Below are 12,898 nucleotides of genomic sequence, written 5' to 3'. Positions count from 1 at the left end.
GGAGAACGCCTGCGAAACAGTAATTGTTTCGCAGGCGTTCTCCTTTTCAGCTTGTCGGCGCTTAGCGGCCGGTGCCGCCGTAGACGGTGGCTTCCACGTCGGTATCCAGATCGAACGCGGTGTGGATAGCGCGTACTGCATCGTTGAGCTTGTCGGCGTCGGTGACCACGGAGATGCGGATCTCTGAAGTGGAGATCATGTCCACGTTCACGCCCGCGCGGTGCAATGCCTCGAAGAAGGTGAAGGAGACTCCTGGATTCGAGCGCATTCCGGCACCGATCAGCGAGAGCTTGCCAACCTCGTCATTGTGCTCGATTTCCTCGAAACCGATCTCCGGCTTCGCGGTGTTCAGTGCTTCAAGCACATGCTTGGTCTCGGTCATCGGCAGGGTGAAGGAGATATCGGTGGCACCCGAACCGCGGGTCGAGATGTTCTGCACAATCATGTCGATATTGGCCTGCGCAGCGGCGATAACCCCGAAAATCTGTGCTGCTTTGCCGGGGATGTCCGGAACGCCAATGATGGTGACCTTGGCTTCGGAGTGGTCGTGGGCGACACCTGAGATGATTGGCTGTTCCAAGGGTTCTCCCTCTTGAATTTTGATTTTGTCTTCGGGATCCGGGAGCACCCAGGTGCCCTCGTTGGTGCTGAATGAAGAGCGCACGTGCAGCGGCACGCCGAACCGGCGGGCGTATTCCACGCAACGCAGGTGCAAGATCTTCGAGCCGCTGGCGGCCATTTCCAGCATTTCTTCACTGGTGATCTTCTCGATCTTCTTGGCCGAGGCGACCACGCGCGGGTCGGCGGTGTAGATGCCGTCCACGTCGGTGTAGATTTCGCAGACATCGGCGCCCAGCGCTGCGGCCAGCGCGACGGCGGTGGTGTCCGAGCCGCCACGGCCCATGGTGGTGATGTTCTTGGATTCCTTGCTCATGCCCTGGAAACCGGCGACGATGGCGATGAATCCGCGGTCGATGGCACGGCGTACGCGCTGCGGGGAGACCTCCATGATGCGGGCTTTGCCGTGGGTGGAGTCGGTGATCAAGCCTGCCTGCGAGCCGGTGAATGAAGCAGCCTGCTCGCCGAGCTGGTTGATCGCCATCGCCAGCAGCGACATCGAGATGCGTTCGCCAGCGGAGAGCAGCATGTCCATCTCGCGGGCTGGTGCATCATCGGTAAGCTGGCCTGCCAGGTCCAGCAAGTCATCGGTGGTGTCGCCCATTGCGGAAACAACGACAACGACGTCATGGCCCTTGGATTTAGTATCAATAATTCGGCGCGCTACACGCTTGATGCCTTCGGCATCTGAAACGGAAGAACCGCCAAACTTTTGAACAATTAGGCCCATGGGCACTCACTCCACCTGTTGAAAGCTGTGCCTCGCCGCCGGTGGTTTTTGATGGAACTGTGGCGCGAGACATCTACCAGATAAATATTGTGACAGCTACGGGGCGACATGTCCTAGTTGTGAAGGTAACCATTGGTCATATTGCCTAGGAACCTCAATGCAGGTTGTTGAAAAACACTGGCTACCCCTTGAATTCAGCCAAAATTTGTCGCCAAAAGCCCTTCCATCCAGACACCTGTTCAGGTGTTCCAGCCTTAGTAATGTTTATGGCAACCGAGGATTTTCCACCTTTGAGGCCAATGTCTACCTGTGTCTTGGTTCCGTCGCTGAAATCAGCTCGCCAATAGCGCCATCGCTCTGAGCCGCTGGTGCGTGCAGGTTCGGAAAGCTGGTGGCCGTTGAACTCCTGGCGCCCCTGGACGCAGGCGATCCAGCGTTCCAGCGCGGTATCCAAATCAGCATCGATCGTGCTGCTCACCGAACTTTGGAAGGTGCCGTCTTGGGATTGGCCGGGCAGGCGTCGGCCAATGTGCTGCTCATAGGCTACAGCCACGGATTGAGCCCACCAGCCCGGAGTATCGACGGTTGGGGGCATGTGGGTGAAAGCCAGTTCGGCTATCTGCTTGTGCGTAAGTTGATCGGCTCCGCCAGCGCGCAGTTTGGCGCACCACTGATCCCATTCAATGCCGGTGGCCTTGGCGATGGCCGGGAGGTTGCTGCTTTTTGTTGCCATGAGGACAGTCTAGGGCGGACTTGGAGCTGTCGGTACTCCGAAGCGATGCGCCGGGCCCGCAGGAGCCTGCCGCTTTTCTGCGGGTCCTGCATCAGCGGAAGCAGCCTCTGAATCCATTCGTTCTGCGTCATGTCGCGCAGGCCCGCGGCATCCATGATGCCTGCCCATTCCTTCCACTCTTGAACCAGTGCGGATTTCGATTTTCCCTGATCTGCCCAGTGAAGTGCCCATGTACCGAAACCTGGCAAGCTCCAACAACAAGGTGGCCGCGGCGCCGCTGTCTGGCGCCGGGGAATGGGCCGTGAGCGAGGGCGCTGTGCGAAGCCGTGAACTGCCGGTGCATGTAGTGGGCTTTAAAAGCCCCTGGCCGGTCTTCTCGGTAATTCCGAGAGGACCGGCCTGGGATTGAACCGCTCTAGAGGGACTTGATTTCCAAATTCAATCGGCTCAGGAGGTCGATGAGTGCCGACAGATCCTCATTGTCCCAATTGGTCATGCGCGAGCGGAGCTCTGTACGCCACCCTTGGAAGCATTCATGCCACCTTTCAACCGCAAGCTCGGTAGGCAGGATGTGGAACACCCTCCGGTCTTCCGGGTCGACTTCACGCTTGACCAGCGCCAGCTGTTCCAGCTTGGTGATCATGCGCGATAGCGCAGCTTTATCGACCAGCAAGTGTTCGCAGATTTCAGACTGGGTGATGCGTTGGCTGCGCAGAATCATCCCGAGCACGGGCAGGTATCCCGGGGTGAGCCGGCTGTCGAGCCGAGTGGCCAGTTCCCGCTTGGCACGCGCCGTCAGCGCGATCAGTGAAAATAACTCCTGTTCGGCTGAGGCATAGAGATCGGGACGTTGAGCGGCGGGAACGTCTTCGGCTTTGCTTGAAACCTGCACCGGATCTCCTAGTTGCCAGCTGGCGTTTCTGCCTTGGCTGCGTCCTGGTCCTCAGCAGCCAGCTCCTGCATGCGTTCACTTGCAGTCTGGGTCTTCAGCGACTGGTTGGGGATCAGGCAGACAGCCACGACGATGAGCAGCGACAGCGGAGCGGCAATGGTGAACAGCGAAGGCACTGCGTCGCCGTAGATGGACTCGAAGATCACGCGGACCGGTTCAGGCATCGCTCCAACTGAAGGCAGGGTGCCCGATCCCAATGCTGCGGTCAGCTCCTTGGCTTGGTCGCCCAGGGAAGCCAGGGCTGCGGCCAAATCGGATTGCCGGTCGGCGATCATGTTCGGCACAGTGGTCGCCAGTATGGCGCCCAGGCCTGCGGTACCCGCAGTGCCGCCCAAGGTGCGGAAGAAGTTCACGGCCGAGGAGGCTACACCCAGTTCCTTGACGTGGACCGAGTTCTGCACGACCAGCACCATGTTCTGCATGACAAGGCCCATGCCGGCGCCGAGGATGAACATGTAGGCGGCGACCAACGCGTAGTTGGTGTCGTAGTGGATGGTTCCCAGCAGGAACAGCCCAACGACGATCAGCACCGAACCGGTGACAACCAGTGCCTTCCACTTGCCGGTGCGCGAGATCATCGCACCGCCGATGGTGGAGATGACCAGCAGGCCGCCCATCAGCGGGAAGGTCATCAGGCCGGCCATGGTGGCTGATGCGCCACGGGCCATGATCATGTACTGGCTGAGGAACACCGAGGTGCCGAACATCGAAACGCCAACGGCCAGCGATGCGATGACCGCGAAGGTGAAGGTGCGGTTCTTGAACAGGCCCAGGCTCAGCAGCGGCTCGGAGGACTTGGCTTCGACCAGAATGAACAGCGCCAGCAGGATTACCGCACCGGCAATCATCAGGTAGCTGGTCGTCGAGGCCCACTCGAACTGCGAGCCGCCCAGCGACATCCAGATCAGCAGCAGCGAGACGCCGGAGGAAAGCAGGACGATGCCCCAGTAGTCGATCTTGACCTTGCGCTTGGCCATGGCCGGAAGGTGCAAGGTGCGCTGGATCAGGATGACCGCAGCGATGGCGAAAGGCAGGGCGATGAAGAAGTTCCAGCGCCAGTTGATGGTGTCAGTAACGAAGCCGCCGATCAGCGGGCCGCCCACGGTGCCAACGGCCATGACCGCGCCGAACAGGCCCATGTACTTGCCGCGTTCGCGGGGGGAGAGGAAATCGGCCATGACGATCTGCGCCAAGGCGCCTACGCCGCCACCGGCCAGGCCCTGGACGACGCGCATGGTGATCAGGAAGCTGGTGTCCTGCGAGAAACCTGCGGCGGCCGAGGCCAGCACGAAGATGCCGAGCGAGATCTGCAGCAGCAGTTTGCGGTTGCCCAGGTCGGCGAGCTTGCCCCAGATCGGAGTGGAGATGGTGGTCGCCAACAAGGTGGCGGTGACCACCCAGGTGTAGGCGGTCTGGCTGCCGTTGAGATCGGAGACGATCACTGGCAGCGAGCTGGAAACGACGGTGCTGGCCAAGATGGAGACGAACATGCCCATCAAAATGCCCGTGAGGGCAGTGAGGATTTCGCGGTGAGTCATCTTGGGCTTGGCGACCGGTGCGGTTGCGGTCATGGAAGCTCCAAAAATTTAGGGTCAGGCATAGAGGGCCTGAATGGTTGATTGATATCAACTATACGGCGATAGTTGACTATTATCAACTAAGCGTGTTTCACCCCACATCACCGTGCTGGCATAGAAAAACGCCCTGCGCTCAAGCCGGCGAACCGGAAGAGTGCAGAGCGTTCCAAGGCAACCAGAACTACTGGCTGCGACGGCTATCCATCTCGGGGACTACCGGATGCGAAGGCCCTTCGCCAGCGTTGCTGGAAGAAACCGGCGCACCGCCAACGTGCAGCAGGCGAGGTTCGGATAGCTGGGCTTTCGGCTTCTCTGCAGCTTCTCCGGACTGATCTTGCGGCGCCTGCTCCTCGGATCCCTGCTTCTGGGCCTTGGCGCGGGCCGGACCCGGCGCGGTGCGGCCGGCAGCGCGACGTCCCTCGAAGGCGCGGGCCAGGGTCACTTCATCGGCGTATTCCAGATCGCCGCCCACCGGCAGGCCGGAGGCCAACCGGGTGATGTGGATGCCCAAAGGGGCTAGCGCGCGCACCAGGTACACGGCGGTGGCTTCGCCCTCGAGATTCGGGTCGGTGGCCAGAATCAGTTCGGTGATCGAGTCATCGGCCAAGCGGGTTACCAGCTCGCGGATGTGCAGCTGTTCCGGGCCAATGCCTGCCAGCGGATTAATGGAACCGCCGAGCACGTGGTACTTGCCGGAGAACGCCCGGGTGCGCTCAATGGCCAGGACGTCCTTGGACTCCTCCACGATGCAGATCTTGGTTCCATCACGGCGTTCATCGCGGCAAATGGCGCAGGTTTCCTGCTCCGAGATGTTGAAGCAGATCTCGCAGAACTTCACCTTTTCCTTGACCAGCTGGATCGAGGCGGCGAGCCGGGTCATGTCCTCGGCATCGGCGTCAAGAATGTGGAAAGCAATGCGCTGAGCCGACTTCGGGCCGATGCCAGGCAAGCGACCGAGCTCGTCGATCAGTTCCTGTACAGCACCTTCGTACACGTGCGCCTACTTTCTAGCTTGCTTCAATACTGTGAAATTGTTCCGTGGTACACCCTAGTGTCTCACTCCGACAGTTCGCCGTGGTGCCGGCTACAAGCTTCGTTTGATTTCCACTACATTCCCGTTGACGTCGCGCTGCTCGATGACCATGCCGCCGAGCAGGCGTTCCACGGCTGGAACACCGATCAGTGCCGAATCCTCGACCTCGATATCATCGTCGCTCGGGACAAATTCCTCGGGCTCTTGCACCGGAGCAGGCGCGGGAGCCGAAGCAGGACCGCCCCAGCCGCGCGCCACCTGGGCAGGCGCCGGCGCACTGGGTGCGTTCTTCGCCTGGTCCATCAGCTGCTGGTATCGGCTCATGCGGCCTGAGGCCGCCCGTGCCGAATCCGCAGGATCCGGTGCCGGTTCAGCCTGTGGAGCGCCCCATCCCGGAGCGGACTCAGGGGCCGGCTGCGGGGCTGCCGGGGGTTGCAGCGGTGCGGCCGGCTCCTGGCGAGGCTGTTCCTGATGCTGGGGGCGGACCTGCGGCTGCGTTTGGGCAGTCCGCGGCGCCGGGGCTTCCGGAACCGATGGAGCTGATGGCGCCATAGCTTGTGGAGCCTGCTGCTCGGATTCGCCAACCGCTAGATTCCCGAACGAATCGGTGGTGCTTTCCGGGTGCAACGGGGTCGAAGAAACCGGACGTGCAATGTTCGGAACACCGCCCTCAGCCTGGCGCGCCGTCATGCCAGCAGTCATCCGGGGCTTGGGAGCCACCGGAGGCCCACCGAAACTCCGTGGTGCACTAGCCGCCGGCGCCGGTGCTGGCGCTGCCGGGGTCGGCTGCGGAGCCACGGCCGGGGCAGGGGCCTGTTGCTGCGGCTGCACCTGCTGCGCTTCCGGAACAGAACCAGCTGGCATGTAGTACGGGTCATCTGGGAACGGTGGCTCGTCGAAGTAGGGTTCATCCGCTGGAGGCGGGACGTCATCGTAGGAGCTGTCGTACCCGTCATGGGCGCGTGGTGCAGGCGCGACTGGTGCCGAGCTTGGCACAGCGGATACCGGACGCTGCTGCGGTGCCGGAGCGGCAGCTTGGGCCCGTGCCGCAGCGCGCGCAGCCGCCCCAGCAGAACTTACAGCCTTGGTGAACTTAGTTGGTGCTGGGGTTGGCGCCGGGATTGGCCGGCGCTCACCTTTTGGGGAACCACCACCGTTGGGGTTGGAGCCGCCTTCGGTGAGGACCACTTCGATCGGTGCACCGGTGACCTGGGACAGAACCCCGGTCAGCGTATTCATCAGATCCGGCCGGTTGCGCAGATTCACGATTGGGCCAGTATTGCTGAACGCCAAGGTGAGGGTGCGGCCATCGAAGCCTGCCACAGAGCCATAGGTGGCAACCATGGAATGCAGGACGCGCGAGCTGCCCTGCAACTGCTGCAAGATCGTTGGCCACGCTTGCTGGAACATCGCCACCGGTGAGCCGGTGTCCTGTGGTGCTGGCTGGCTCTGCGGCATCCCGCTAGGGGCACCATGTTGAGGTTGCTGAGCACCCTGTTGTTGCTGTTGCGGTGCTTGAGCGCGTTGGGCTTGTTCTTGTGCGGCGCGCTGTTGTGCTTCGCGTTCAGCTTGTTCCCGTTGGACCTGTTCTTGTGCGGCGCGCTGTTGTGCTTCGCGTTCAGCTTGTTCGCGTTGGGCCTGTTCCTGTGCGGCGCGCTGTTGTGCTTCGCGTTCAGCTTGTTCCCGTTGGACCTGTTCTTGTGCGGCGCGCTGTTGTGCTTCGCGTTCAGCTTGTTCGCGTTGGGCTTGTTCTTGCGCCTGGTGGGCAGCGTGGCGCTGAGCATCCACGCCAGCCTGGCTAGCTTCTGGTGCCTGTTGCGGCTGTGCCGACTGCGGTACTTGTGGTGTCCGGTTGGCAGCCGCACGACGTGCGAATTCGGCCATGGCAGGATTTTGCTTCACGTCATCAATGGAGACCCCGGTGCCGAATGACAGGTCTTCACCGCTGGAAGGATCAGGAACCAAGCTGAATGGTGCCACGCCTTCCGGACGAGCTGCCGGAATACTCGGACCAGGCTGCACCTCGGTGGTCACCGAGTAGTTTTCGCCCTTTGGGCCCCAAGTTGCGCCCCAGTCAGCGGCTTCACCAGTGTTCAGCGACGCTGCCGCGCCTGGATCCAGCGGAGCATTTGGATCATCATCATGTGGCTGTGGCTGTGGCTGTGGCTGTGGCTGTGGCTGTGGCTGTGATGGCGCGGACTGCTGGGGATGCGTTTCCTGCGGGGCAGGAACTGGCTGCGGAGTCTCTTGAGGCTGCTCGGTGCGCTGAGCTTGAACTGGTTCTGCGTGCTGCGCTGGCTGCTGCATTTGCGCTGGAGCCTCGGGAGCCTGCGGTTGCGGCTGGGCATGATTTGGCTGAACCTGTGGGGCCTGTTCGCCAGCCACTGGTTCGCCCTGCGCTTCAGCCGGTTCGGGTGCACCCTCACGACGGGATTTGGCGGCGGCCAGGGCTTCGCGTACTGCGGCAGCACCCTGACGCGCGGCGCCCGGGTTAGGAGTGGCGTTCATTGAGGCACCAGCACTTGCAGCGTCGGCCTCGTCAAGTGCAGGCAGCACTCCACCGGTCATCGCATGGCGCTCCAACCGATCCAGCCGAGCGGCAAAAGCGCTGTCGGAATTCTGCGAACCGGGCAGCATCAAGCGCGCGGCCAGCAATTCCAGGTGCAGGCGAGGCGAAGTTGCGCCGGTCATCTCGCTCAGGGCCTTGTTGGTGACATCGGCCCAGCGCGATAGTTCGCCTGCACCGACCAGGCCAGCCTGCAAGCGAAGGGATTCAAGCTGGTCTTCGGGGACACCGCGCAAGATCTTCTCAAGGCCTTCTGGCATGGCCTTGGCGATGATCAGATCGCGGAAGCGCTCCAGCACATCTTCAACGAAGCGCCGGGGATCCAGACCGGTCTGGATGATGCGGTCAATCGCACCGAACAGACCAGCACCATCGGATTCGTGCAGCGACAAGGTGACCTCATCGAGCAGTGTCGAGTGGGTGTAGCCCAGCAGTGCAATGGCCGTCTCGTAATCCAGGTTGCCATCGCGGGCACCAGCGATCAGCTGATCCAGCACCGAAAGGGTGTCGCGGACCGAACCGCCGCCAGCACGGATCACCAGTGGCAGTACACCTTCGGCTACCGCGACGCTCTCGCGTTCGCAGAGCACTTGCAGGTACGCCAGCAATGCCTCTGGCGGAACCAGGCGGAATGGGTAGTGGTGGGTACGCGAGCGGATGGTGCCGATGACCTTTTCCGGCTCGGTAGTCGCGAAGATGAATTTGATGTGCGCCGGTGGCTCTTCAACGATCTTCAGCAAGGCATTGAAGCCTGCCGCCGTGACCATGTGGGCCTCATCGATGATGAAGATCTTGTAGCGGTCGCGAGTCGGCGCGAAGGTTGCGCGCTCGCGCAGATCGCGGGCATCATCGACGCCGCCATGGCTGGCCGCGTCAATCTCGATGACGTCCAGCGAACCCGGGCCACCATTGGCAAGGTCCACGCAGCTTGGGCAGGTGCCGCAAGGAACGGGCGTAGGGCCCTGCTCGCAGTTCAAGCAACGGGCCAAAATGCGGGCAGAAGTCGTCTTGCCGCAACCGCGCGGACCGGAGAATAGGTAGGCGTGGTTGACACGGTTCTTCTCCAGCGCCGTCATCAAGGGCGCGGTAACGTGCTCCTGGCCGATAACGTCGCCAAACGTATCGGGACGATATCTGCGATATAGCGCTGTACTCACACCGGTTCCCTATCAGTTGCCTGATGCTTTAGGCATCAGCTGTTGGACAATATTCAATGGTTCGACGGTCCACGGTTCACGTGGCAGATTCGCCGGATCGAAAGCTTCCAGGGCTGCCTGCAAACTTGTGCTGGGCAAGCCCAATGACTCTAGCAAAATCGCCACAACGTTGGCTGGATGCACACCTTGTTCGGTGATCTCTTCGAGTGTTACTGCACCGTCGCGTTTAGCCAAGCGCTGGCCCTTGGTGTTCAGTGCCAGCGGTACGTGCGCGTAGGCCGGGACCGTGTAGCCCAGTAGCGTTGCCAGGTAGGCCTGCCGCGGCGCAGAAGAGAGCAAATCATCTCCGCGCACGACCTGGTCGATGCCTGAGAACGCATCGTCGACGACAACCGCAAGGTTGTAGGCGGGAGCTCCATCGTTGCGGATCAGGACGAAGTCATCTACCGCACCGGTGTAATCGCCGAATAGTTCGTCATGAACAGAAAATTCGTTCACTTCTGAACGCAGTCGCAAGGCGGCTGGACGGTTCTGCGCTTTAGCCGAGCGTTCGCTGACGCTCAGGTCGCGGCAGGTTCCCGGGTAGGCACCGGGCGCAGCATGCGGAGCACTTCCGGCTTCGGCGATGTCCTTGCGCGAGCAGAAGCATTCATAGACCAAGCCGCGGGCCTTGAGCCGCTCAACTGCCTGGAGATAAATCGGAAGGCGGTCGGACTGTCGGAGGATTTCGCCGTCGAATTCAAGGCCCAAGGACGATAATTCAGCAATTTGGGTGGCTTCGGCGCCGGAACGAACACGATCCAAGTCTTCAATGCGCAGTAGGAATTTGCGTTGCGAGGAGCGGGCGAAAAGCCAAGCGAGGATGGCCGTGCGCAAATTGCCAAGGTGGAGTGGCCCCGAGGGGCTAGGGGCGAAACGGCCAGCGCCCACGTGGACTCCATTCGGCTTGCGTAAGAAAGTAAAAGACCCCTCATGCACCTGCCAGAGCCCATCTACCCTTGCTACCTTCCGGTCCTGGGGGAGTTCAACAGGATGACACCACACGAGGGGTCACCAAAAATACTACCCGAGGTTGGCGCTTGGATGAAAATCGGCAGGCGTGCGCTTGCTCTCAGCTTGCAAATCATGGCTCAGAGATCTTGACCAAAAATGATGTTCGTCCTCAGCCGGTCGCTTCTTCAGGCGGTTCTAGCCACCCAAGTACGCGTCGAACGCGGTCATTGAGCTGGACGGTAGGCAACATGGGCGTCTGCTCCTTCTCGAAGTCGAAGTTCTGGACGCTGGTGACGCTGCCGGGAAGCTCAACACAGATCATGCCGTTGGGGGAGCGCCAGTTCACTGAACCGTCCGGAAGATAGGTGGCCTGCCATCCCAGCACGTGCTTGAACATCTGATGCCGCTTGCACAATAAATGCGTATTGCTGCGCGTAGTGTGCCCGCCCTTTGCCCATGCATCGATGTGGTCAATCTCGGATGCTTCGGCGGGCCGATTGCACCCGGGGAAGCGGCAGACGATATCCCGATTTCGCAGCAGATCACGCAGCGCCTTGGACGGACGGTACTTTTCGCGGCCCACGTCTATAGCTGCCCCTGACCAAGGATCGGTGAGCACCTTGATGAAAGACGGGGCGTCTTTTGCGATCAGCAGCGCTGTCCCTACTGGGATCGGCCCGTAGCCCTCAAGGTCAGCTAGTGCGCGTTTAGGGTTGGCCAGCATTTCCAACGCAGGAATCGTGACAGCTACACGAGCTTTGAGCGGGGTCCCTTCGGTTGCGGGCCAACCATCGAGCAACGCATCGCAAACAATGTCCAGCCGTCGTTGCTGTTCGGTCCGATTATCAGCTGGATCAACATTGCGTACGGCATGCCAATTGACCGTATTGATAATGCCCAACGCCTTTTCCACCGGCAGATGCAGCTGAATCACGCTCATTCCATTGGCCTCGTGCCAATAGGTGATCTTGCGGTCCTCCGCACCTTTCTTGTGGCGTTCTTCAATGGGCTTTGGATGCAATCGCTCACGCATTTTCCTGGCACGTAGGGCTATCGCGGAGTCAGCGGCCTGCCGCGCTATCGGCAGCAAGGTTCGTTGCATTAGTGCCACGTCATCGGGTGCCAGATCCTGAGAGTGCTTGACGATCTCCTGCGCGGATCTGGTCGTGATCTCACCGACGCTCAGGGCGTCCAAAGTGTCTGCGCAAAGATGGCGCAGTCCTTCGGCGAAGAACAACTTGTCCTGGATTTTCTTTTCCGAGGAGCGCATTGCCACCGATGCCTCAGCAACAAAGGAAGAACGGATCAGCGACTCGTCGGAGCGATTGACACCGTAGAAGTAGGCAGAATGAGTTTCAGCTGTTTCTTCCGTTGTGCCAGGGTCATCCAACAGCGGCTCTTGGGTTCCGTGGCTGATCGTCTCGGCGACCGAATATTCGTAGCTATCGGCCAACACCGCTGCCTCGGCAGCATCCAGCATGCTGTGCAGCCGGGCAATGGTCTTCAGCCGCTCCAGGCCCTGGGCGGATGCAGTGACCGGCGACTGGTCATAAAGGTTTATGGCGGTAGCGGCGATCTGGGTAAAGAGATTGTCTTTGTCCAGGTTCGCGGCCCAAAGACCATCGATTCCGGGGATGCTCCTTGTCCCGGGCGGGCTGATGGGCAGTCGGCGAGGGTCGTCTTGGCTGTGAAATACCTCTCTTTTACTCATGTTTACAGTATTGATCTGTTCAAACGGCAGCCTTTGGAGAAAAGATCGGGATGGTGAAAAGGTGCAAAATTACCGAATTTCAGGGGTTTGGCGCCTCAAGAATGAGCTGGGAAGCAACGTGGAAACGTCCGATTCGTGATTGAGCGAGAATTTAGATATGCTGGATCCTGCTCCACGGAGCAAACTGAGGAGGATTCGCCTAGCGGCCTATGGCGCACGCCTGGAACGCGTGTTGGGTTAACGCCCTCAGGGGTTCAAATCCCCTATCCTCCGCCGAATGTAATGTCCCGGCTCATCGTGAAAACGATGAGCCGGGACATTATTTTTTTGCGCTTACCGGCATTGCCAGAACCTGGCGGGTAGTATCCGTGGCAACTGTTCAGCAATCTTTCGGCAAGGTAAGACTATGGCAAGTGTATTGAGCGAAATCGCCGTCGACTGCGCGAACCCGATGCTGGTGGCGAGGTTCTGGTGCGAAGCGCTGAATTATGACGTATTGGAAGAAGAAGCCGGCTTGGTCAGTATTGGGTCCAAATCCCAAGGCCAGGGCGGGCTGAAATTGACGTTCGCGCAAGTGCCCGAAACCAAGAGCATCAAGAATCGCCTCCATCTGGACCTGCGTCCTCAAAACGCCCAGCAGCAAGAAGAAGCTGATCGCCTGATCTCTTTGGGGGCCAGCTACGCCGATGTGGGCCAGCGGGAGGACGAGAGCTGGATCGTGATGGCTGATCCTGAAGGCAACGAATTCTGCGTGCTTTCAAGCGTCGAATAAGCGAGGCGCTTTAAATGCCTATTGGCGCCGGGCCGGTAATCTCTCACCAGCTCGAC

The 12,898-nt window shown here is 60.5% G+C and carries 8 protein-coding genes, 1 tRNA gene, 1 other RNA gene and 1 pseudogene; 2 read left to right on the top strand and 9 right to left on the bottom strand.

Annotated elements, in window-relative coordinates:
* Window positions 1-61 precede the first annotated feature (61 nt).
* The 9 genes and pseudogenes from AAZQ98_RS11930 to AAZQ98_RS11890 form a co-directional block, all read right to left on the bottom strand.
* A complete protein-coding gene (locus AAZQ98_RS11930; protein ID WP_105657993.1) occupies window positions 62-1,348 on the bottom strand; it encodes an aspartate kinase in 1,287 nt (428 codons plus the stop codon).
* A 181-nt stretch (window positions 1,349-1,529) separates the two neighbouring features.
* Window positions 1,530-2,081, bottom strand: a complete 552-nt coding sequence (locus AAZQ98_RS11925; protein ID WP_133834345.1) for a hypothetical protein — start codon at window positions 2,079-2,081, stop codon at window positions 1,530-1,532.
* A 415-nt stretch (window positions 2,082-2,496) separates the two neighbouring features.
* Complete coding sequence (locus tag AAZQ98_RS11920; protein ID WP_105657995.1) at window positions 2,497-2,973, bottom strand: MarR family winged helix-turn-helix transcriptional regulator; 477 nt, start codon at window positions 2,971-2,973, stop codon at window positions 2,497-2,499.
* 8 nt (window positions 2,974-2,981) lie between these two features.
* Entirely contained in the window at window positions 2,982-4,604 is a 1,623-nt protein-coding gene (locus AAZQ98_RS11915) for an MFS transporter (protein WP_434692535.1), read from the bottom strand.
* Between the two features lie 409 nt (window positions 4,605-5,013).
* Window positions 5,014-5,604: pseudogene (gene recR / locus AAZQ98_RS11910) on the bottom strand (recombination mediator RecR); the annotation flags it as partial.
* Between the two features lie 90 nt (window positions 5,605-5,694).
* Window positions 5,695-9,366 (bottom strand): DNA polymerase III subunit gamma and tau, encoded by a 3,672-nt coding sequence (locus AAZQ98_RS11905; RefSeq protein ID WP_434692533.1) that lies wholly within the window; start codon window positions 9,364-9,366, stop codon window positions 5,695-5,697.
* Between the two features lie 12 nt (window positions 9,367-9,378).
* A complete protein-coding gene (gene gluQRS, locus AAZQ98_RS11900; RefSeq protein ID WP_434692530.1) occupies window positions 9,379-10,296 on the bottom strand; it encodes a tRNA glutamyl-Q(34) synthetase GluQRS in 918 nt (305 codons plus the stop codon).
* A gap of 28 nt (window positions 10,297-10,324) precedes the next feature.
* Window positions 10,325-10,421: signal recognition particle sRNA small type (ffs, locus tag AAZQ98_RS11895), an RNA gene on the bottom strand.
* 107 nt (window positions 10,422-10,528) lie between these two features.
* Complete coding sequence (locus AAZQ98_RS11890) at window positions 10,529-12,070, bottom strand: DUF222 domain-containing protein (RefSeq protein WP_434692527.1); 1,542 nt, start codon at window positions 12,068-12,070, stop codon at window positions 10,529-10,531.
* Between the two features lie 188 nt (window positions 12,071-12,258).
* On the opposite strand from AAZQ98_RS11890, the gene AAZQ98_RS11885 reads away from it, so the two are divergent.
* A tRNA-Ser gene (locus AAZQ98_RS11885) sits at window positions 12,259-12,343 on the top strand.
* A 133-nt stretch (window positions 12,344-12,476) separates the two neighbouring features.
* On the top strand, window positions 12,477-12,842 hold the full coding sequence (locus AAZQ98_RS11880; RefSeq protein WP_434692525.1) for a VOC family protein: 366 nt from the start codon (window positions 12,477-12,479) through the stop codon (window positions 12,840-12,842).
* The last annotated feature ends 56 nt before the right edge of the window (window positions 12,843-12,898 follow it).

This window comes from Glutamicibacter sp. Je.9.36 (assembly GCF_051129975.1).
Taxonomy (GTDB): domain Bacteria; phylum Actinomycetota; class Actinomycetes; order Actinomycetales; family Micrococcaceae; genus Glutamicibacter.
The sequence above is the reverse complement of the archived record's forward strand: the minus strand, read 5'-3'. Positions and strand labels throughout refer to the sequence as shown.